This is a genomic window from Paenibacillus lutrae (assembly GCF_009757775.1).
GTDB classification, from domain to species: domain Bacteria; phylum Bacillota; class Bacilli; order Paenibacillales; family NBRC-103111; genus Paenibacillus_F; species Paenibacillus_F lutrae.
This window is the reverse complement of record NZ_RHLK01000014.1, coordinates 97979-121547: the sequence shown is the minus strand read 5'-3', so window position 1 is coordinate 121547 and position 23569 is coordinate 97979. Positions and strand designations below refer to the sequence as shown.

16 protein-coding genes are annotated in these 23569 nt (G+C 52.4%); 2 read left to right on the top strand and 14 right to left on the bottom strand.

The annotated features are described in order from the left end of the window. Position 1: 1 nt before the first annotated feature. Positions 2–1414: a radical SAM protein gene (locus EDM21_RS19610; RefSeq protein WP_157338134.1), complete on the top strand. Its 1413-nt coding sequence runs from the start codon at positions 2–4 to the stop codon at positions 1412–1414. After that, the gene (locus EDM21_RS19605) at positions 1411–1758 is read left to right on the top strand and encodes a hypothetical protein (protein ID WP_157338133.1); all 348 of its coding nucleotides are present in this window, start codon (positions 1411–1413) and stop codon (positions 1756–1758) included. The genes EDM21_RS19610 and EDM21_RS19605 overlap by 4 nt, the downstream gene beginning before the upstream one ends. 162 nt (positions 1759–1920) lie before the next feature. On the opposite strand, the gene EDM21_RS19600 is transcribed toward EDM21_RS19605, so the two are convergent. From EDM21_RS19600 to EDM21_RS19535, 14 genes are all read right to left on the bottom strand, one after another. After that, positions 1921–2880 (bottom strand): ABC transporter permease, encoded by a 960-nt coding sequence (locus EDM21_RS19600; RefSeq protein ID WP_157338132.1) that lies wholly within the window; start codon positions 2878–2880, stop codon positions 1921–1923. Then, entirely contained in the window at positions 2881–3960 is a 1080-nt protein-coding gene (locus EDM21_RS19595) for an ABC transporter permease (RefSeq protein ID WP_157338131.1), read from the bottom strand. Continuing rightward, positions 3957–5492 carry an ABC transporter ATP-binding protein gene (locus tag EDM21_RS19590; protein WP_157338130.1) on the bottom strand — a complete coding sequence of 512 codons (1536 nt, stop codon included), beginning with the start codon at positions 5490–5492 and terminating at the stop codon, positions 3957–3959. The genes EDM21_RS19595 and EDM21_RS19590 overlap by 4 nt, the downstream gene beginning before the upstream one ends. 117 nt (positions 5493–5609) lie before the next feature. Then, on the bottom strand, positions 5610–6662 hold the full coding sequence (locus tag EDM21_RS19585; protein ID WP_157338158.1) for a BMP family ABC transporter substrate-binding protein: 1053 nt from the start codon (positions 6660–6662) through the stop codon (positions 5610–5612). Between the two features lie 271 nt (positions 6663–6933). After that, positions 6934–8220, bottom strand: coding sequence for a threonine ammonia-lyase IlvA (gene ilvA, locus EDM21_RS19580; protein ID WP_157338129.1), 1287 nt, complete (start codon positions 8218–8220; stop codon positions 6934–6936). Between the two features lie 106 nt (positions 8221–8326). Beyond that, positions 8327–8527, bottom strand: a complete 201-nt coding sequence (locus tag EDM21_RS19575; protein ID WP_235918280.1) for a DUF6199 family natural product biosynthesis protein — start codon at positions 8525–8527, stop codon at positions 8327–8329. Between the two features lie 205 nt (positions 8528–8732). Next, complete coding sequence (locus EDM21_RS19570) at positions 8733–12116, bottom strand: efflux RND transporter permease subunit (protein ID WP_166542097.1); 3384 nt, start codon at positions 12114–12116, stop codon at positions 8733–8735. A 205-nt stretch (positions 12117–12321) separates the two neighbouring features. Then, entirely contained in the window at positions 12322–14637 is a 2316-nt protein-coding gene (locus EDM21_RS19565; protein ID WP_157338128.1) for an S-layer homology domain-containing protein, read from the bottom strand. Positions 14638–14848: 211 nt separating this feature from the next. After that, positions 14849–15796: a UV DNA damage repair endonuclease UvsE gene (gene uvsE / locus EDM21_RS19560; protein ID WP_157338127.1), complete on the bottom strand. Its 948-nt coding sequence runs from the start codon at positions 15794–15796 to the stop codon at positions 14849–14851. A gap of 301 nt (positions 15797–16097) precedes the next feature. Next, entirely contained in the window at positions 16098–16406 is a 309-nt protein-coding gene (locus EDM21_RS19555) for a hypothetical protein (RefSeq protein WP_157338126.1), read from the bottom strand. A 277-nt stretch (positions 16407–16683) separates the two neighbouring features. Continuing rightward, a complete protein-coding gene (locus EDM21_RS19550) occupies positions 16684–18777 on the bottom strand; it encodes an ABC transporter ATP-binding protein (RefSeq protein WP_275938798.1) in 2094 nt (697 codons plus the stop codon). Positions 18778–18783: 6 nt separating this feature from the next. After that, complete coding sequence (locus EDM21_RS19545) at positions 18784–20538, bottom strand: ABC transporter ATP-binding protein (protein ID WP_157338125.1); 1755 nt, start codon at positions 20536–20538, stop codon at positions 18784–18786. Between the two features lie 607 nt (positions 20539–21145). After that, positions 21146–22177: a cytochrome d ubiquinol oxidase subunit II gene (locus EDM21_RS19540; RefSeq protein WP_157338124.1), complete on the bottom strand. Its 1032-nt coding sequence runs from the start codon at positions 22175–22177 to the stop codon at positions 21146–21148. Beyond that, complete coding sequence (locus EDM21_RS19535) at positions 22174–23547, bottom strand: cytochrome ubiquinol oxidase subunit I (protein ID WP_157338123.1); 1374 nt, start codon at positions 23545–23547, stop codon at positions 22174–22176. The genes EDM21_RS19540 and EDM21_RS19535 overlap by 4 nt, the downstream gene beginning before the upstream one ends. Between the last annotated feature and the right edge of the window lie 22 nt (positions 23548–23569).

Here is a 23569-nt window from a genome sequence, read left to right as displayed (position 1 = left end):
TATGCCTATCAAAAATCGTTCTTACGTGTTCTATGAACTGACTAACAGCATATGCTCCCAATGTCTTCGAAAAGTAGAGGCAAAAGTAATTATTGAAGATGAGAATGTGTATTTATTAAAATATTGCGGACATCACGGCCGTGAAAAAGTGCTTATCTCCGATGACGTGGACTATTACAAGCGCTGCCGTGAATTTCTTAAACCTGCGGAAATGCCGCAGCGCTGGAACACACCCATACGCTATGGCTGTCCTTATGACTGCGGTCTGTGTCCCGATCATGAGCAGCACAGCTGCCTGACTCTCATCGAGGTCACGGACAAGTGCAATCTGCAGTGTCCGATCTGCTATGCAGAATCCTCGCCCAAGCGTGAAACGTGGCGTTCGCTTGAACAAATCGAGGCTATGCTGGATGCGGTCGTCTGCAATGAAGAGGAGCCGGATATCGTCCAGATCAGCGGAGGAGAACCGACGATACATCCTCAGTTTTTTGAAATTCTGGATTTGGCCAAAACAAAGCCAATCAAGCATCTCATGGTGAATACGAATGGACTGCGGATAGCAAGAGACCGCGAATTCGTCCGCAAGCTTGCTGCTTATATGCCGGGCTTTGAACTCTATCTTCAATTTGACAGTTTTGAAGAAGAAGCATTGCGCGAGCTGCGTGGAGCTGATCTAAGAGAGGTGCGGCAGCGTGCCATTGAGCATTTAAATGAGTTCAATATCTCAACCACACTCGTCGTTACGCTCAAAAAGGGGCTTAATGACCGCGAAGTGGGCGACATTATCCGGTATGGGCTTCAGCAGCCATCCGTCCGGGGCGTCACCTTCCAGCCCATTCAAGCCGCCGGACGGACGGAATCGTTCGATCCCGCGACGGACCGGCTCACACTGAGTGAAGTGCGCCGGCTCATTATCGAACAGTCCGGTCTATTCCAGCCGGAAGATATCATTCCGGTTCCTTGTCATCCTGATTGCCTGGCTATGGGTTATGCCCTGAAACTCGGCGGAGGGGCCATTCCGTTAACCGGCTTGATCGATCCTCAGATTCTGCTGGACGGCGGCCGCAACACGATTGTATTCGAGCAGGATCAGACTTTGAAGGAACAAGTGTTCGAATTATTCTCCACCGCGCACTCCCCTTCTTCATCCGCCTTGTCGCTGAAAAATCTGCTCTGCTGCCTGCCTTCTGTAGCTGTGCCGGAGCATATCGGATATGACAATGTGTTTCGCGTGCTCATTATGCAGTTTCTCGATCCTTATAATTTTGATGTGCGGTCCGTCAAGAAATCATGTGTACACATCGCCCACCCTGACGGAAGAATAATTCCTTTCGATACTTATAATCTTTTTTACCGGGATGGCCGGGAGGAGATTCTGGAGGGGCTGCGTGCGGAGACAGGAGGCTTAAGATGACGGAGAATAAGAACGAATCGTCAGTCCCCGGGGAATCATCCTCTGCTCTGCCGGATTCAGGAGAGGCTCAACCTCCCCATCCTCATCAACCATGGAAGGGTAGTCAGGTTGCGGTAGGAATCGGCTGGGTTGCCGCCTGTCATCTCATCTGGTTGATTGCCGCACCTCTATATCTGGGCATAGGTATTGTTCAGCTCGTCTATGTCATACCACTGCTCATTATTTCTCACGTTAAAGGGAAGACAGGCGTTTTTCAAGGCATTCTTATCGCAGCCGGAATCACATTTTTAATAAATGCAGCTTGCTTCGGATATGTCTACATTAATTTCAGTACCCTGCACTAGCGATATGGCAACACGGATGAACAGGAATCTTCCAGAAAAGACGCTGCCAGCGAATTAATAGAAGCTGCGGATATTAAAAAGATGACTTCTGATAAATCAGAAGTCATCTTTTCTGTGCGGTTTCCGCCTGCTGTCCTATCAATAAAAAAGTGAATACAACCCTTAACGTTTACCCGGATCGTACGGTTCTCCAAGTGCAGAAGGCGGGTAAGCCCGGCCGACAGCACCGGCGAGAACGAGAATCGTCAGCACATACGGGAGCATGAAGATGAATTCCTGCGGTATGTTCTGCGACCAGGCAAACAGCTGCACGTAGTTGCGGATAGCCTGGGAGAGACCGAAGAAAACCGCTGCTCCAAGGGCCCCGACCGGATGCCATTTACCGAAGATCATCGCAGCTAAGGCGATGTATCCTTGGCCTGAGATGGTGTTATGCGAGAAGTTACTGGTCGTAGTCAGTGCTATCGTTGCTCCGCCAAGACCAGCTAGTGCTCCGCTCAGCATAACGCCGATGTAACGCATACGCAGTACTTTGACCCCGACCGTATCAGCCGCACTCGGATGCTCTCCTACAGAACGGAGACGGAGACCGAACGGCGTCTTGAACAAGACATAGTAGGACACGGCCACCAGAATCAGCGCGATGTAGGTAGTCGGATAGGCGGTAAAGATGCCATAGCCGATTATGGGAATGTCCGACAGGTACGGAATGGCCCATTTGCCGAATACTTCTGTCAGTGTCTCCGTCTGGCCCGCTCCTTCAAAGAGCAGCTTGACCAGATAAACCGTCGTACCGGCTGCCAGGAAGTTGATGACGACACCGCTGATGACCTGATCCGATTTGAAGGTAATGGTCGCTACCGCGTGGATCAAGGAAAACAAGGTCCCGAATACCAGTGCGGCGATAAGGCCGACCCACGGGGACATGCTGCCCATTCCGGCTTCCTGCGCATAGAACGTACTGACGGCTGAGGCGAAAGCTCCGGCTATCATCAGACCTTCCAGCCCGATATTCGTTACCCCGGAACGTTCGGAGAAAATACCTCCGAGCGCCGCGAAGATGAGCGCTGTTGAGAAGACAAGCGTCGTGTTAATGATTTGGCCCAGAATCACGAGATCCATCTATACCACCTTCTCTTTCTTGCGTTTGAAATAGAGAGGGGCAATAATCCAGCGCACGATTCCTTGTGCCGCTACGAAGAAAATGATGGAACCGATGACGATCCGGATCAGCTCCGGCGGCACGTCCGCCCCGAAACTCATACCCGCTGACCCATAAGTCAGAATTCCGAACAGCGCCGCGGCCAGCAGAACGCCGAACGGATGAGTCAGGCCGAGAAGCGCAACGGCAACGCCGTCAAACCCGTAGCCCGGAGAAGCCGGCATAACCGTCTGGTACTGGAATACACCCAGTACTTCGAACACACCGGCCAGACCGGCAAACATCCCGCTGATGAACATCGCCTTCACGATATTCTTGTTGACGTTCATTCCGGCGTACTCAGCGGCATGCGTATTCTGGCCGACAGCCCGGAGCTCATAGCCCTGCTTGGTCTTCCAGAGGAAGAAATAGAAGAACAAGGCCGCGAATACCGCGATAATGGTTCCCCAGTGAAGACGCGCATTATCGAAGAAACCGGACAGCCCTACGAGCGCGATGGATGCCGACGGCTGAACATCCACGGAACGCTGCTGGCCTTCAAGAAGCAGAAAATTGTTAACGGTGTAATTGGCCAGATAGAGTGCGATCCAGTTCAGCATGATGGTGGTTATCACCTCATTGACGCCTCTTTTTGCCTTCAAATATCCGGCAATCGCCGCCCATAGGCCGCCAAGAAGGGCGCCTACGATAATGGCAAGCGGTGCATGAATGATAGCGGGAAGACCCGCCAGCTTAATGCCCACGAAAGAAGCTCCCGTCATGCCGACGATAAATTGCCCTTCTCCGCCGATGTTAAACAGTCCCGAGCGAAACGCGAAAGCAACCGCGAGACCGGTCATGATAAGCGGAGTGATTTCACGCAAGGTCTCTCCGAAGTCATACATATTCCCGAATACACGCGAAAACAGGGAAGAATAAGCTGCAATCGGATTGTATCCGCCCATCAGCATCACGATAGCCCCGAACAAAAAGCCGAGCAGAATGGCGACAAGGGGAACAATAGCGGAATCCCGCATAAAAAATTTCATCACTTTATTCATGTGGCCGCACCTCCCCGCTTCATACTGCCGGCCATCATCAGGCCAAGCTCTTGATCGTTCGTTTCCTCCGGCTTCACTTCGCCGACAATTTGTCCTTCGTAGATGACCGCAATCCGGTCCGAAACATTCAGAATCTCATCGAGCTCAAAAGAGATCAGCAGCACCGCTTTGCCTTGATCCCGCTGGGCTATCAGCTGCTTGTGAACAAATTCAATCGCGCCTACATCCAACCCGCGAGTGGGCTGCGCCGCAATCAGTAGATCCGGATTCCGGTCGATTTCACGTGCAATAATCGCTTTCTGCTGATTACCGCCGGATAAGGACCGGGCCTTCGTCTGAGTGCTTGGCGTGCGGACGTCGAACGCCTCAATCAGGCGCGACGCCTGTTTCTCGATTGCATCGAAATTGAGGAACCCGCCTCGGTTAAAGGCAGGCTTATAATACGTCTGCAGCACCATATTCTCACTCATCGTAAAATCCAGGACGAGACCGTGTTTGTGCCGGTCTTCCGGGATGTGGGACACGCCTGCTTCCGAGATCTGCCTCGGAGACTGGTTTGTAATGTCTTTGCCCAGAAGCCGGATCGAACCGCCATCGATTCTCCTGAGACCCGTCAGGGCCTCGATCAGCTCGCTCTGGCCGTTGCCGTCCACACCCGCAATTCCGAGAATTTCACCTGCTTTCACATCAAAAGAAAGCCCCTGAAGGATCGGAATGCCGCTTTGGGATTTGGCCGTAAGGTTATCTGCCTGAAGGACGGGATCCGCCGGTTCGGCCGGCTTCTTGTCCACTTTGAAGGAAACGCTTCGGCCAACCATTTTCTCAGCCAGCTCCCGGGTCGTAGTTTCGGACGTCTTAACGGTATCCACCACTTTCCCTCTGCGGATAATCGTAACGATATCGGATAACTGCATAATTTCTTTGAGCTTGTGCGTAATCAGGATAATCGATTTGCCTTCGGCAACCAGCCTTTTCATAATAACCATCAATTCAGCGATTTCCTGAGGAGTCAGAACCGCCGTCGGTTCATCAAAAATCAGAATATCCGCTCCGCGATAAAGCGTCTTCACAATTTCGACGCGCTGCTGCATACCGACCGAGATGTCTTGTATTCGGGCATGGGGATTAACTTGAAGACCATATTGTTCGGATAGCTTCTGTACCTGCTTAGCGGCATACTTGTAGTCAATATTGATGCCTTTTCTCGGCTCCATGCCAAGTATGATGTTTTCAGTGACGGTAAATGGCTGTACCAGCTTGAAATGCTGATGGACCATGCCGATTCCCAGCTCAATCGCCCGGTTAGGGCTGTCAATTCGCACTTGTTTCCCGCCGACTTCGATCGAACCTTCATCCGGGTGATAAAGCCCGAACAAAATATTCATCAGCGTTGATTTACCAGCACCGTTCTCGCCCAGCAGGGCATGGATCTCCCCTTTGTGTAGCTTCAAACTGATGGAGTCATTGGCGACGATGCCGGGAAAGCGCTTAGTAATTTGCTTTAACTCAACGACAGGGGTTGCTGCACTCATGAGATCACCCTTACTGAAGGTTAGTATAAAAAAAGCCTGAAAAGTAAGAACAAGGCCAGTTAATCAACCAGCCTTGTTGTAGGGTCCTTGCATAAACAACGATCTTGAATTCCGTTCTTATTTCTCAGGGACTTTGATTTCGCCTTTAATGATTTTCTCTTTATACTCATCGGCTTTCTTGAGAACATCTTCCGGCACATTCTTCTTCGACGTCTCAGGAAGGCCTACTCCGTTATCTTTGAGACCGAGTGTTACTGGAGCGCCCGGTTTGAATGTACCGTCAATAACTTGCTTGGAATAGCGGGTTACAGCTCCTTCAACATCTTTAACCATGGAGGTCAGCGTTACGTCGTCGCCAAATTCCAGAGATTGGTCCTTATCTACACCAATTACCCATACTTTCTTACCCTGCTTAACACGATCCTTCGCTTCATTGAATACACCATTGCCCGTAGCCCCTGAAGAGTGGAAAATGATATCCGCTCCATCGTTGTACATCGTAGCTGCGGCCGCTTTGCCAAGGTCAGGCTTATCGAATGCCCCTGTATAGTTGACCAGTACTTTTGCGCCTGGATTAACTGCCTTAACGCCTTCTTTAAAACCGGCTTCAAAACGTTTGATAACCGGGATATCCATACCGCCGACAAACCCGATTTTATTGGTCTTCGTTGTCAGACCTGCAACAACCCCTACCAGGTAGGAACCTTCATGCTCGGCAAAAGTCACGGACTGGACGTTCGGCGCTTCCACCACGTTATCGATAATAGCAAAGTTCGACTTCGGATTCTGGTCGGCAACTTTCTTCATCGCATCCGCAATAACGAATCCGATTCCCCATGTCAGGTCATACTTGCCCTGAACAAACTGGTTGAGGTTCGGAACGTAATCGGAATCCCCTTTACTTTGTAAATATTTCGTCGTAATACCGTTTTCTTTTTTGAGCTTCTCAAGTGCTTCCCAAGCGGATTGGTTAAAAGACTTATCGTTAACGCCGCCTACGTCCGTTACCATTCCGATCTTCGCTTCGGATTTCTTCGTTTCGCCTGTGTTTCCTGCGCTGCCGGCTGGAGTTTGTCCTTGGCCCTCGTTACTAGGCTTATTACCGCAACCCGCCAATACAAGTGAGAAAGCGATCATCATCATTAGTGATAGCTTAAACATTTTCTTCATCATTTGTTACCCCCTATTGAAATTTGTTTGTGGCTTCCTGATCCTGAAATTAGTATGAGGCAAATGACGAATAAAAATGTAAATCCGGACCAGATTTAGCATTGCCGCGTTACGATTATACCTCTTGGCTGGTTCAAAATCTATAATTAATTATACTTAGGTTAATTAATTATTTATTGCGTAAATTAAGTACCTGAAAAGTTTCTCTCATCGCATACACAAAAAGAAAAAGGAGCTGAGCCAACGGATGTTGACTGGGCTCCCTTTTATTTTAGATCAGCAGGTTAAAAAGCTTAGGATCCTCGTTAATTTCGATGTAAGGATAATCTTTCTGAGATAACCTGGCGATTAACCCTTCATAATCATCTTTATTCTTCAATTCAATGCCGACCAGTGCCGGAGCATTGTCCCTGTTATTCTTTTTCATATATTCAAAACGCGTGATATCATCCGTAGGCCCGAGCACCTCCTCAAGAAATTCACGAAGAGCGCCGGCACGCTGCGGAAAGTTCACGATGAAATAATGCTTGAGTCCCTCATAAATAAGCGAGCGTTCTTTAATTTCCTGCATACGGTCAATATCATTATTACCGCCGCTGATAATGCACACCACATTCTTACCTACGATTTGACTGCGGTAAGCATCGAGTGCGGCCACAGACAGCGCCCCTGCCGGCTCGATGACAATGGCATTGTTATTGTAAAGATCCAGAATGGTCGTACATTCTTTGCCTTCCGGCACTAATACAATGTCATCGAGAACGCGTTTGCAGATCTCAAACGTAAGCTCACCGACCTGTTTAACCGCAGCCCCGTCCACGAATCTGTCCACCGTATCCAGCGTGACCACGTGCCCCGCTTCCATCGAGCGCTGCATACCCGCGGCCCCTGCGGGTTCGACACCGATAATAGAAGCTTCGGGAGCCACGCCCTTGATATAGGTGCCGACGCCGGCGGCAAGACCGCCTCCGCCGATAGAGGCAAACACATAATCCGGGGTTACCGGCATCTGATTCAGCACTTCAAGCCCTACCGTTCCTTGCCCTGCGATGGTTCGCAGATCGTCGAACGGATGAATAAATACTTTGCCTTCGCTTTCGCAATATACCTTGGCCTGGGCGGAAGAATCGTCGAAAGTATCGCCGATCAGGACAACCTCCACGAACGGGCCTCCGAACATATTGACCTGCGAGATTTTCTGCCGGGGGGTAGTGGTGGGCATGAAGATCTTGCCGTGAATCCCGAGCAGATTACAGGAGTAAGCGAAACCTTGAGCGTGATTGCCTGCACTGGCGCACACCACTCCTCTGCTCCGCTCTTCAGCCGACAAGCTCTGAATCACGTTGTAAGCTCCTCGAATTTTAAAAGAACGGACGACCTGGAGGTCTTCTCTTTTCAAATAAATATTGCAGTCATACTGTCTGGACAAAAGTTCATTACGCTGGAGCGGCGAAGGCTCAATGACCCGGCTCAGCGCATGGTGCGCGCGGATGATATCTTCAAGGATTCTTACATTCTCAGTACTCACGTCGGCTATCTCCTTTTCTCCTGTGGTCATGCTTATCAGACCATTGTAGCACAACTTCCGTTGAAGAGGAGAACCTTCTCCTCACAAAATAATAGAGGCCCGAAGGCGGTAACGAACCGCTTTTCAAGCCTCCCTCTCACAATAGAATATCAACCAAGAATACGGCAGAGCCTACGAGAGTAAAGATTGCACCTCCTACGCGCGTGTTAAGCATATATAAGTCCGAGGGCTCTGTACCGTCATTGGATTTCCACTTCTCTGTCAGCTCCCATAGCAGCTGCGTCTTAAAAACCATCAATCCCCCCATAAGTACAAGAAACAAACCCATCCATAACATTGTTTATGCCCCCTTCAGACAAATGGAAAAATAGTGCTTATTTGCTAATACGTTCACCGCATCACCTTTGTTTCACTGGGCTGTACTTTGGCCAACTGCCATTCATACGGAGAGCGAAAGTTGAACTTGTTAGTGAATGCCCCCTTATTCGGCCAATGAAAAAAGCCGCTTCTCAGCGGCTTTCTCGTTGATATTCAGTCTTGCATTACTCTTCCGTATCCAGGATCGGACGCTTACGCCGGAACCTCGCCAGGAATTCATACACCAGGGGTACGATAATCAAGGTGAGCAGCGTGGAGCTGATTAAGCCTCCGATAACGGTCACGGCCAGCCCCTTCGAGATTAGGCCGCCGCTCTCAAAACCGAACGCCAGCGGCAGCAAAGCCCCGACTGTAGCCAGTGCAGTCATCAGAATAGGGCGCAGCCGCGTTCCGGCCGCTTCCAGCAAGGACTCCCTTGTTCCAAGCCCTGCCTTCTCGTTATGAATAACACGGTCGAGCAGAACGATAGCGTTGGTCACTACAATTCCGATGAGCATCAGTGCCCCCATCATAGCAGACACGCTCAACGTCTCTCCGGTTACCAGCAGGGCGACAATAGCCCCGATAATCGTGAACGGCAGCGAGAACAGAATGGCAAACGGCGTCAATGCCCCGCCGAAGAACATCACCAGCAGCAGGTACACAATCGCGATAGCCGCAATCATAGCCAGTCCAAGCTGGGAGAAAGTCTCGTTGATCTGCTCGGTTACTCCGCCAAAATCAACACGGACCGTGGAAGGCAGGCTGAGCTGATCAATCTGTTCCTTGAGCTCCGTTGAAGCTGCCCCTACGTCCTTGGCCGTAATATCCGCCGTTACTTCCGCATACAGCTTCATATCGCGGTGCGTGATCGTATTAGGTGACTCGCCTTCCTGCACCTCGGCCACATCTTTGAGCGGCACTTGAATACCAAGCGGCGACTGAATGGTTGTATTCTCAATGGCGGATATATCCGCGAAGGTCTTCTTGTCCGCCTGAACAAACACTTCATAGTCTTTGTCTTCCACACGGACTGTCGTGAGAACAGGACGTTCCCGTTCCTGGCTGAATGCCATTGCCACCTGTCCCGCGGTAAGGCCGAGCTTGCTCAGCTTGGCAGGATCTGCCACAATTTTATACTGCTCATAGGCTTCGGAAAGACTGGAGTCCACTTTATCGAAAGTGGGATTCTTCGTCATCAGCTGCTGAATCTGATCCACTGCGCCGTGAATTTCATCCAGCTTCTCTCCGTATACGAACAAGCTTAATTTGCTTCCGCCGAAACCACCGCCCATATCCAGCGGTTTCCACTCACCCGGGGAAGCCTTGGCAATCCCCTCTACAAGTTTCTCTTTTTCCGCTGCAAAATTTTTAAAAGAAGGGGCGTATTCCACGTAGAACAGCGCGGATTTGGAATTACCGGCTGACATCGGGTTCGAACCGCCTACCGAGTACTGCATATTCTTTACGCCTTCGCGCGCAAGAATGAATTTCTCCGCGTCCTGCGCTTTCTTCTGTACGGCTTCAAGCGTTTCACCCGGGGAAGGCGTATACGTCACCATGACGTAATTCTGCTCTTCCTCCGGAAGGAAGCTGACACCAACCTGAGTCGCCAGCAGCAGACTGCCCACGAACAGCAGCATGGCCACACCGAACGTAATTAATTTATGGTTCAACGTGCTGTTAAGAGCTTTCTTGTACAAGCGTCCCAGGCGCCCGGTTTCATCATGGCCCGCAGAATCATGGGGGGAATCCGTAGATGCACCCGCACCTGCAACTGCAGCAGCATTTTCATCCCCTTCTACCCGGACTAATGGCTGCGAAACCGGCTTACTGCCCATGCGCTCAAGCCGCTTACGGAACATGGTATGTCCAAGCAGCGGTACAATCGTAATCGCCACCAGCAGGGAAGCGAGAAGCGCGAACACCATGGTCAGCGCAAAAGGCAGGAACAGCTGGCCTACAGGTCCGCTGACAAAGCCCAGCGGCAGGAACACCGCGATCGTGACCAAGGTCGAGGACAAGATCGGCATGAACATCTCCCGCGTCGCTTCGCGGATCAAGGTTTTGCCCCGCAGAGGCTCCGAAGGGCTCATCATGCGGCGGTAAATATTCTCGATGACGACAATGGAGTCATCGACGACCCGCCCGATGGCCACAGTCATCGCGCCGAGGGTCATAATGTTCAGCGTAATGTCCATCTGCTGAAGCAGCAGCACGCCGATCAGCAGAGAAAGCGGAATCGACACGATCGAGATCAGGGTCGTCCGCCAGTTGCGAAGGAAGAGCATGATGATGAGAACGGCGAACAAAGCGCCGAACACCGCTTTACTCAGCATCGTGTTGACCGATTCTTCAATTGGCGCACCTTGATCGAGCATCGTTACGATGCCCACTCCGCTGTTTGCCTTCTCGAACTCCGCCGCCTTCTCCTTAACGGCGCTGGCGACATCTACGGTATTCGCTTCGGTGGACTTGACCACCTGAATACCGATGGACTCTTTGCCGTTCGTGCGCGAGATCGAATCGGCATGGTCGGCGAGCTCAATCTTCGCGAGCTCGCTGAGCTTCACGGTCGGCAGTCCCGCTGCCGACGCGGCCGCGCCCGCAGGCGGCGCCGCGTTAACTCCCGGCGCTGCTGCGCCGGTTGCGCCCTGCGCAACGCCTCCTGATGCGCCCGGCACTGCGGCGCCTGACGCGCCCGGAGCCGCAGCGCCGGCTGCGCCTGCATCCGCGGCGCCTGCGGCTCCACTCCCGGCTGGCGCACCCATACCTCCAGCTGCGCCGGAAGACGCCGCACCGGAGCCGGCAGATCCGGCTCCGCCTGGAACCAGCGGAATCTCCAGCGCCTGGAGATCCTCCAGGCTCCGCACGTTGCCGTCCACCACGATCGTCTTCTCCGTGCGGCCGACCTCAAACAGGCCCATCGGCATCTGGATCGCCGCTCCCTGTATGATTCCTTTGACCGTCTCTTCGCTGACTCCATAAGCCTTCAGCTTATCCCGGTCAAAGGTCAGCTGCACTTCCTGCTGTTTTTGTCCCGAAATAGCGACACTCGCCACTCCCGAGATCCCCTCCAGCGAAGGCTTCAAATCACTCTCGACCATCTTCGTCAGTTTATCCAGAGACTGCTTGTCCCCCGAGACACTCAAAGATATGATCGGGAATGCGTTTATGTTAATTCTGGAGACGCTGGCCTCCTGAGCCCCGCGTGGAAGTTTAAAATCCGCTACGGCTTCTTTAACCTCCGCTTCGGCTTTGTCCATATCCTTATTGTAGGAATACTCCATCATAATGGACGAAGCGTTCTCCATAGAGGTAGAACTGACAACATCCACACCTTCGAGGTTCCGCACCCGCTGTTCCAGCGGTTTCGTTACCTGTTCCGCTATCTCCTCCGGAGAAGCACCGGGATAAACTGTGGTTACAGTCAGAATCGGCACTTCCAAATTGGGAAGCGTCTCCTGCTTCATGTTCAAGCCTGCATAAATGCCGGCCGCCGTCACAATAATCGTGAGCAGCCATATGACGAGTTTGTTGTTTAACGAATACCGGATGATGCCCCTCACCATTCCCCACTCCTGTCTGGATCTAGATGTTTGCAAGAAACAAACTCTTCTCTTTATGTTACCTATCCGCATAGGCAAAAATCAAATATTGCCCTCAGCAAGGAATACATAGGTCCAATATTCATCCTTCTCTCTATTTTTACCAAAAAAAAGACTGCCGAACCGGCAGCCCCTTCCATTTACCATCTATTTTCTTCCAATTGTTCTAATACCGCTTTTGCAAAAATCTATAAAATGCCGTTGCCGCTTGAGCGCGGGTAACTTCAGCCTTCGAATTAAACTTGCCGTTCTCTGCGCTCATGATACCCATACCGGTTACAATCGCGGCCGTTCCAATGTTCTTGATATCCGCCGCATCCGTGAAGTTACGGCTAAAAATCGCCTCATACTCCGTCAGCTTCTTGTAATTCAAAGCCCGGACAATAAGTGAGGCCATCTCTTCGCGCGTTATCGGCTGATCTGGATTAAACTCTTCGGAATTGCGGTCAATCCATTTATTGTCAAGCGCCGTCTCGACATAAGAAAAATACTCATTGGATGAGGTTACATCCGCGAACGAGTTGGCACGATCTTTCATGGCCGCTGTCGGATAATAACCGCCGCCACTGTCTGCCAGAACGAGCATTTTGATCAACTCACCCCGTTTGATAGACTTATCGGGATTCACCTTGCCGTCTTTAACTTCCAAAGCCTGATAATCCAGCATCAACTGCAGCTCATTTTGCGCCCAGTGACCGGCAATATCCGACACTTTAATCGGCTCAAGGGAAATAACCTCCCCATTATCCCGGTTGCGCCATTGCCCTGTTACCGCATCCAGGAAATATGCCTGCCGGGTATACTTATCCTCCAATGTATACACCAGGCTGGCATTCTTATTCAGTTGATCGATAGCGCCAATAGCACCGGCAGCAATCATGGCTTTGTATTTCTCAATAGGAATGCCCGCCGGAATCTCACCCACCGACGTCTGGTATATCAGACGCAGCCGGTACTGGGACATCAGCTTGTCTTTCGCCTTCTCAATATCGAGCACTTCCGGTTTCTTGTCAGGGAAAGGAAGCTTATTGATACTCTTATACATGTTCGAGATCATGCCGGTGCCTTTGTCCACGGAAACGGATACCTGATCGTTCGCTACTCGCACCCCGTCAATATACCTGCTAAATTCAAACGAATACTCGCGCGGTATTTCCGTCGCCTTAGGATCAACCTTCGGCTCTGAGGATTGTTCCAGTACAAGCTGATGGGTACTGCCCGGAACGGTTTTCTTAACGAACTCAACAGCTTTCGCTGCAGCCTCTGTATAAGGAACCTTTATATCGCTCGCTTTAAACGGATTACGGCCGGAATGGTTGTATTGACTCAGATAATTCAATTCACCGTTGTTCGCGTTAAGGGCCAAGGAAATGGCACCCGTGTTGTTGCCCTCTTCATCTTGCAGCGACCACCGGAAATTCCATGTCGATTCCGACTCCTTCGTTTCTTCGTTGACGTTCTCGCCATAGGATGCCTCTTCAAGCTTGGCATTGGCCGGAATTTGAATAAGCGCCTGTACTCTCTTGAGCGCCGCTTCTTTGCCTGCAATCGGTCCCGAAGAAGGCTGCGGCTTATCTGTCAGCGCTTGAAGATCAGCAGGTTTAACCGCCTCGCCCTGCTGAACTGGCTTACCGGTCTTTGCATCAATTTGAATAGCAGCCATCGTGTAAGCGATAACCGGCTTTCTCTCTTTCATCTGATAAGGAATGACATACTGAAGCATAGGCTTGGAAGCCTCATTCAGTGCCTTCTCAGCCGCTACTTGGGAAATAATTCCCTCGCCCTTGTCGAATTTGATATCTTCATTCCAATCCACCCGATACTCGGTCAAGCGTCCTTCTCCGTCAATTTGGATTTGAATGCCGTTTTGCGGGAAAGGAACTCCGCCTACCACACGTTCAAACCCGAACGGATAGGCTATCACGCCATTAAGCGGTACTTTGTAGGAAGATTCCCGGAGATCATTGTACTTGACCTGTTTCTGCAAATCCGGGCTTAGCTTGGTTATGTAGTCTGCAGCGATGGATTTGGCAAGATTCAGATCTGTCTTAGGCGGATAGGATGGCTTGCGGTCGGGGTTATTATCGTAGAAATTGTACCCGAGCAGTCTGCCGGAATCGGCATCCAGTGAATAGTTCATGTATCCGAGTGACTCTTTATTTTTTTTCAGCGAATATTCCAGGTTCCACGTCTTCCTCTGCTTCCCGTCAGGCCCATTGTTCACGTGTAAATTAGCACTCTGCAATGTGTAGCCTTCAGGCTGAGGTATGTAACCTTTAGCGAGCTGAACAGCTTTATCCTTCGTAATCTTAGGCTCTGCCTGAGTGAGATCAAGCTGCTCTTTCCCTTGACCTGAGTTTGAGTTGACCGTAGAAGCAGGTGATGTACTGGGCACCGCCTTGTCAGCCATAACGGGTGTAACCGAGCCAAGCAGCAGTGCAGTAGTCATCACCGCCGTGCCTGCTTTGCGAATAATTTTCAACCGGATCTGCCTCCTTAAAAGTATAGGGTTCGAACGGAATTGCCTGGAATTCCAGTTCTCACCATTTGAGACGGACTCATGGGCAGAAAAGTTGCGGATATACCGCCGCTATAGGAAATAAATTCCTCATGCCGCATACACCGCATTTGCGCATGCAAACCCGCCTCATTGCACCAATTCTTGCTCATTAACCTAAGTCCCGGCTAGCGGATTACATGTGCAGAACTCCGCCGTCTATACGCCGGATGCCCCGCACGGCCGCAAGATCTTCTGCCAGCTTCAAGCATGCGTAATCTTTGCGTTTGGCTTCCACCATAACATCTACGCGCTGAAGGCCGTATGCTTTGCATGCTTGGAGAAAGCCGAGCGCCGCTTCAGGTTCTGCATAGTCCGCATGCGCGCGGAAGTCCTTGTCGCTCTTGGGAGACGACACGTGGATTTTGATCGGTCGTTCTCCCCATGTCGCTGCAATCCGGGGCAGAAGTTCCGTTCCTGCCGCAGCGGAGGGATTGCACCAGTCGTGATGCAGGTCGAGGACCATCGGAATGCCGGACTGTTCACAGACGGCTAATGTTTCCTCGGCCGTGTAGGTCTTGTCGTCATTCTCCAGCGTCAGCCGTCTCCGGACCCGCTCCGGAACGCCCGGCAGATTGGCGACAAGCTTGCCTGCGGATGCCGCCTTGTTGCCGTAAGCTCCTCCAACATGAATATTCATGTTGCATTCCGTGCCCATCCCCATGCCATCCAGAATATCGGCATGATACTCCAGGTCGCGGATGGCCGCTTTCACCACAGCATCCGATCCGTTGAGAAGAGTGAACTGATTCGGATGCATGGACACACGGATGTCATGGCCCCGGGCGAATTCTCCGAGTTCGGCAAGTTCCCGCTCGTAGACGGCAGACGGGACGATGCCGACCTCCGGATGTGTAGCCAGCGGAATCAGTGACGAACTGAGGCGGTACAGCCGGATGCCATGGGCGGCATTAAAGTACAGAATGCGGCGGGTAGCCTCCAGATTGCGGCGTCCTACCTCGATAGCTTTAGCAAGCGAGCTCTCATATGTCCCTTCTTTGAACCGTTTATAGGTAAACGTCGAGCTCGGTGTATTCTGAAAGATTGCTAACGATTGAGACACATACCCGATTCTAATTTCCATAGATGACACCCCCTTTATAAGTATTCCCTTATGCGGCCTTTTACCCGCTGTACCCGTTATACCCGTTATAAAGGAATCTATAATCTTTCCTCTCTATCTTCCTGGCTTGAGAAGCCTCCGTTAGGTTAACTGACAGGCCCGATGGCCATAAACGCGGGTATTCAGCCCGCGCCCGCTAAATACCTTGCCAAACGTCCAGTACCCGTCGGGTACCCACAGCAACACAGAAGAAGACCCGCAAATCATCAAGATTCGCGGGTCTTCTATAAGGATCGTAAAGCAGCCAGCCGGCACCGTCAGCTTAGTAGCGCGATGTCCTCCGGGCACGGGTCATGATAAAGAACGAAATCAAGATTCCGACAATACGTGTAACGTAGCCAAGTACCGGGATGTAGCTAAGCAGAGCCATCACGATGTTGGCCAGTGCCGCCAGCAGCGTGCCGTTACTTGTAATCAGACCAATAACAGCACTGACGAATACGAGCGGAACTACCCAGTTGCCTGACCACAAGAACCCGAATGGGATTAAGCCGACGATAAAGCCGATCACGACACCAATTTCAACAATCAGCTGCACAGTGCCCAAAATTCGTTTTGTATCCGAACTCATGTCACCCTCACCTTTCGCTGGATAAGAGAAGCGCAAGTACCCGCGATCTCTTCCTCTATTTTTGCCAAAACCGCCTGGAGTCACACCTGTAAAGGAACAAACCTTACATACACGGATGACAGGCTGGTGAAACAGCCGTGTGTCGTCCGGCAAGCGCTCTCCAAGGTTTCGGCTGGTTATCTTATCATACGCGTGATGATGGATCCCGTTTCACATGCAGCCGCCTGTTTCCTCTATATAATCCTTTTTTCGGAAAAAAAATCTGCCTGCTCTGGTGCTAAGTCACTGCGCTTCCTGTCGTAACGGAACCGCTTCGCAGCGTTGAGCGATCAGCCTGCGCCGGTCCGGAAACAGGAGCGGATGAACCGCCTCCCTGCTGAAGCCGGTACATCTGGGCGTATCGTCCGCCTAGCTCCAGCAGCTCCTCATGCGAACCGCGCTCGACAATCTCGCCCCGGTGCAGCAAGAGAATCAAGTCTGCGCTGCGGATCGTAGACAGCCGGTGCGCGATAATAAACGTCGTGCGCCCTTTCTTCACCACATCGAGCGCCGATTGGATGATCGCTTCCGTCTCGGTGTCGATGTTGGCAGTCGCCTCATCCAAGATGAGGATGGCCGGGTCAAAGGCCAGAGCCCGTGCGAACGAGATCAGCTGGCGCTGTCCGGCAGACAGCGTGCTGCCCTTCTCCAGCACAGGCTCATCGAAGCCCTTCGGCAGATTCGCGAAGATCCGCTGCCCGCCGACGTCCCGCAGAGCCGCATCGACCTGCTCGCGGGAGATCGTATCGTCACCGAGGCTGACGTTGCTCGCGATCGTCCCGGTGAACAGGAACGGATCTTGCAGCACAATCCCCATATGCTGGCGCAGCAGCTGTTTGGGCAGCTTCGTGACATCCTGGCCGTCGACACGGATCGTTCCTTTCTGCGGGTCATAGAACCGGAACAGCAGGTTCATAATCGAGCTTTTGCCGGAACCCGTATGGCCCACCAGCGCCACCGTCTGGCCTTGTTTGGCCTCGAAAGAAATATTCTTGAGCACATAATCTTCTTTGTAAGCAAAGGAGACATGTTCGAAAGCAACATTTCCCTTGTACCGGGGCATCTGGCCCGTCTCGATATCTTCACCCGGTTCATCCATCAGCTCGAATACACGGCCGGCCGATATTACGGATTGATCCAGGGTGGCCAGCTGATTGACGATCCCTACGATCGGCTGGAACAGCCGGTTCAAGTAATCGATGAACGCGTACAGCACCCCGAAGGATATTACGGCGCCAACTCCCGTCACCTGACCGCCAAAGTACCAGAGCAGGACGGCAAAAGTCAGGTTCCGCAGAACCCCTACCAGATTATGGGAAGTAAAAGAGTTCAAGCTTTGCAGCTTCTGCTGATATTTCAGATAATCTTCGTTCAGAGTCTCAAACTCCTCGGATGTTTCCCGCTGCCGGCGGAAAGCACGAATGATGGTCATGCCCTGAATCGATTCATTAATCATTCCGTTAATGTCGCTTAAGCGGGAACGGATGATTTTGTTATAACGGGACGCATATTTCCTGTACACAATGATCCAGACGACCAGGATCGGGACAATGAGCAGACAGATGGCGCCCAGCTTTGGATCGAGCAGGAACAAAGCTACGAAGATTCCCGCCATATAGACGATTCCCGTAAAAAAATTCGCCAATACCGTCACGAACAGATCCCGCACCGCCTCGGTATCATTCGTAACCCGGGAGACCACTTTACCCGCGGGAAGATTATCGAAGTAAGGGATCGGCAGGCGCTGAATCTGTGCATAGACGTCCAGCCTCAGCTTCTGGATAACCCGGTTAGCGGATACTTGCAGAGCGTACCGCTGTCCGAACGTAAAAATCGAAGAAACCACGAGTAGCGCAAAATAAAGGAGGGCCAGTTCGACCAATTTGATCAATTCCGGCTGGTAGAACGCGTACAGCTCCGACGGGCTTAAGACTGCGGCTTCATACGAGGCGGTATCTCCGCCCCTCTTGATTGTCAGCTGCCCGTCCCGGAGGGAACGCTCCCCGTCAAAACGGACAGGGCCTTCCACGAAAACAAATTTCGTGCCTACTTGGAGGAGTCTCGCTTCGTTACCGCGCGTCTCCCCTTCACTGAATCGATCGCCCCGTTTGTATACCTGACCTCCGTATGAGACTGTATCTTCACTTCCTGGCTGTGCTTTGTACCAGGGCTTCTCAATCCCGAGAATGTGTGTATCAATCATCCGCTTCGCAATAAACGGACCGGTTAATTCGGCCGCCACGGCGACCGTAAGCATAATAAGTGCGATAATAAAAAGTTTTTTATGATGAAGTGCATACTGCACCAGTCTTTTTCCTGTACTATTCTGCAAGGTCCATCACCCCGCTTCCGTCAAATTAGATTCAACCTGCTGGCGCTCGTACTGTTCTTTGTACCAGCCGCCGTGCGCCAGCAGCTCTTCGTGCGTCCCCGACTCGACAATCCGGCCCTCGTCGAGTACGAGGATCCGGTCCGCGTGCTCGACTGCGGACAACCGGTGTGTCGAGATGAGCGTGGTTTTGCCGGCGCGCTCACGCCGGATGTTCTCGATGATCCTCGCTTCCGTCCGGGCATCGACCGCGGACATCGCATCATCGAGCAGCAGAATTTCCGGGTCGGCGATCAGTGCCCGCGCCAGCGATACCCGCTGCTTCTGGCCGCCGGACAGCGCCACACCCTTCTCGCCGACCAGCGTATCGAGGCCGTCTGCGAGGGTGTGAATGTCCTGCGCGAATGCAGCCCGCTCGATGGCTCCAAGCACCTCTTCATCACTCGCGCCCGGCTTGCCGAAGCGGATGTTCTCCCGTACGGTTCTGGAGAACAGGATCTGTTCCTGCGGCACGTAACCGATCCAGGACTGCACCCGGTCAAGCGGAATCTGCTGAATCGGCACGCCGCCGATCGTAATCGTCCCGCTGCCGACCGGATACTGCCGCAGCAGCTGCTTCAGCAGCGTCGATTTGCCGCTGCCTGTGCGGCCTACGACGCCAAGGGTCTCGCCCCGGCGGAGTGTCAGGCTGATGCCTTCGAGGTTGCTGACCTCAGACGCAGGATAGCGGAAGCTGGCATTCTCGAAGGCGATGGTGCCGGGCCCTGCATCCGCACGAGTATGCTGCGGATCGTCCTGCACATCGGGCCGGTAGCCGAGTGCCTCGTTTACCCGGTCGAGGGAGGCATTTCCCCGCTGCATGATGTTGATCAGCTCGCCGATAGCGAACATCGGCCAAATCAGCATCCCGAGGTAGATGTTGAAAGAAAGCAGCTGTCCCAGCGTCAGCTCGGTCTGGAACACCAGATAAGCCCCGTAACCCAGACCGATCAGATAACTTGCGCCGACCAGCAGCTTGATGGTGGGATCGAACAGCGCATCGATTCTCGCAACCGAAATATTTTTGCGGTACACATCATCGGTCAGCTCCCGGAAGCGCTCCTGCTCATTGGCTTCCTGAACATAAGCGCGAAGCACTCGCACACCTGCCGTTGCTTCCAGCACCTGATCGTTCATCTGTCCGAAGGCATCTTGGGCGATCGTATACCGCTCATGAATGGTCTTCCCGTAGAACTTCATGGCCAGTGCGATAAAAGGCAGCGGAAGCAGAGCGGCAAATGTCAGCTTCCAGGAAATCGTAAGGCCCATGGTGAACAAGATCGTGAGCATAAAAGCGCTGGAATCGACCAGCGTCAGAATTCCGAATCCGGCTGTTCCGGCAACGGACCGGAGGTCATTGGTCGCGCGGGCCATCAGGTCACCGGTACGGTATTTTTCAAAAAAAGTAGGGGTCATCTTGAGAAGATGCCGCATAAAGCGCGAACGCAGAATGCGTTCCACAAGGAAGGAACCGCCGAACAACTGATACATCCAGACATAAGTAATCAGATAAATACCCACGGTAATAACGAGAGTCCACACGATCATACTTACCAGACGTTCCGCCGTAATAGAGCCCATCTGAATTTCATCGACGGCATAGCCGAGAATTTTGGGAGGAATAATTTCAGCAATGCCCGCCACAATGAGCAGCGTAACGGCTACCGTGTACCGAATCCAATTCTCTTTGAAGAACCAGCCGAGTTTACCTAAAATACTAAACAACCGGGTCACCTTCTTTCTTTTTAAAAGCTTCGTTCATAAGCTCAGGCAAGCTGTTGGACTCAGGGCTTTTTGACCTGACTTTGGTCAGCCCTGCATCTCTACTTCTTTGGTATGGAAAAATGAGTCCCTGCATCCGATCATGAAAAAAGGACGCACCGTTTTCAGAAACAAAACGGTACGTCCTTACAGCACAAGAGAATTCTGCACTGATTTAAACCAGCTTAAAGCATACATTCCGGCAAGTAAGCGGCCGTCTGCCGATTACACGGAATTGTGGTTTAAAGGGGATACCGTATATTTAGCCGTGCCCTTGTGATCTGCGAACAAATGCATAGGTCCGTAAACAGGCAACATTCTAAACATGGATATTCCCCCTTTCATCTCCGGTCATTTTCCTACGCTCTCGCGTTAGCTTGGTGTGATTGTAACACCGCTTGGAAAGGACTGTCAACCGAACAAACCGGAGAAAATCATTATAATTCAACTCACCTGAGGCTCGCCAAATGGGCGGTTTAGCCCTGCTAAGCAGCCAGAAAACGGCTCCACGGCGCAGGTTAAAACTATGGAACATTTTCAAAAACCTGGAATGAACGCCCGCTTCTCCGCTCTAATTTTTTTCCGGCTGCAGGTACCGCTTGTCTTTGAGGAAGAGCCTCCAGAACATATAGAACACCGGAACCAGAATCGCAGAACTCACGATATACCCGATAAAAAGAGAACGGAACATGGCCGGATTCGTTATCCCCTCATCAAAAGTTAAATGCGGATACACCATATAAGGCATGTGTGCCGAGAAATAAGCATAACTCGCAAGCCCGTACTGGATAACAACGGCGATGACTGAGGCGCGGGGATAGCCTCTGCGGCCGTCTTCCCGTTTGATCAGCAGCAGAATATAGGCCGCTATGAAAGCCAGGACCGAGAAACCGAACCAGAGCCCGTTGCGCTTGAAGCCTTCGACGATCCACGGCGCATGTGTAGACAAGGTGCTGACGGTAAGGAGCGCCATAACCAGATTGACCGGCCCCCAGATCATGGCCAGCCGGCGGTAATTCAGGTAAGTCTCCTCATCCCCCGCTTCACGGGAATAGTCGGCAAGGAACAACGCCGACATGAACAGCTCGGTGGACAAACCGAACCCCAGATGCGCATACTCGGTCGTGCTGGTAAACAGCTCCAGCATATGAAGCTCCGGCACACCATCGGTCAGAGTTACGAAGCCGCCTAGCGTAATCGGCAGGACGCTGACGAGCAGGCCGGGGATCAGCAGCCCGGTAATTCCCGAGACTACGTTCAGCAGCCTTCCGTACTTGGCGACCGAGTATGCGTAGACCATGAAGGTGCTGCGGATAAGCAGCAGCAGGAGGACGAGCGAGACGGGCACGAGAAGCGCACCGCCGAGTATGTGGGTCGCGTGCGGGAAGAAACCGACAAGCGCCACGACGAACAGAACGAGGAAAACGTTCGTGACTTCCCAAGTCGGTGACAGGTAGCGGTTCGCCAGCGCCCCCGCTTTGGAGTTATGCTTGCCTCCGTAGAGCATAGACCAGAAGCCTGCACCGAAATCAATGGAGCCGAGAATCGAGTAGGTGAACAGGAAGACCCACAGCACGGCCACCGCCAGTGTGACATCGCTCATGTGCTTGCTCCCTCCCCTTCAGCGGCCGGAGTCCTTGCAGCAGAATCGCTTTTGTCCAGCACATCTCCGATCGGATGCCGCTTGAAATAGACATACATGACGACACTGGTCACCACAAGCAGGAACACATATACGGATATAAACATCAGGAACAAGGTGCCGATGCCGCTTGTTTGGAGCGCCGCCTCACTTGTCTTCTGGACGTGATATACGGTCCACGGCTGTCTGCCGGTGCAGCTGAAAATCCAGCCGAGTTCGATGCCGAGCATTGATAGTGGACCTGCGGCTACAAGCACCGTGAGCAGCCACCTCGGATAAGACTTTTTCAGCCATATCCGGTACAGCAGCGCGAGGAAGGCCAACGCGAGCAGGAACACCCCGATGAACACCATAAGGTTGAACAGAGTGTGTATGTACAGCGGCGGCCAGTTCTCGCGCGGGAAATCGTTCAAGCCTCGCACAACCGTGTCGAACCGGTTGCCTGCCAGCAGACTCAGAAAGCCGGGCAGTTCGATGCCCCCCTCAATCATCTGCGTATCCGGGTTCGCTTTCCCGAAGATCGCAAGCGGCGCATGCGACTGCGTCACGAATAAACCTTCGGCTGCGGCCAGCTTCTCGGGAATGTGATGATGCAGCATCTGGGCAGTGGCATGTCCGTTCAAACCTGTGAACGCGGACATAATTCCGCCGAAGATCAGCGCAAGGAACAAACCCTTGCGGTGATAGGCGGCCTCCCTCGGCGCGCTGCGGGCTTTAAGCAGCCTGTAAGCCGCTACGGAGGCTGCTGCGAAAGCGCCCGTCATGTAGGCTGTCGAGAGGACATGCAGCGCGGTGGACCACAGACTCGGGTTGAACACCGCCACCCATGGCTGCACATCGACGATCTCTCCGCTTGGAGTAAGCTTAAAGCCCTGCGGCGTGTTCATGAACGCATGCGCGTCCGTGATCATTACAGCCGAGGCGCTTGCACCGATTGCGACGAAGATCACGCTGATGACGCGGATCACCGGCGGCAGCCGGTCAGCCGCATACAGGTAGATCGACATGAACAGCGCTTCGAAGAAGAACGCCCACATCTCGATCTGGAACGGCAGCGCAATCACTTGCCCGACGATCTTCATAAAGCCGGGCCAGAGCAGCGACAGCATGACGCCGACGATCGTGCCGGACGGAATGCCGACGCCGAGCAGAATGCCGGAAGCTTTCGTCCACCTTCTTGCGAGATGTACGTAATCGCGGTCTTTTTTGACATGATACATAATCTCAGCGAATACGATCATCATCGGCAGCCCGACACCGAGCGTCGCGAAAATAATATGAAACGCCATCGACGTACCGAATAGTGCCCTGGCCATCATAACGGTATCCATAGAGTCACACTCCTTTTTTAGA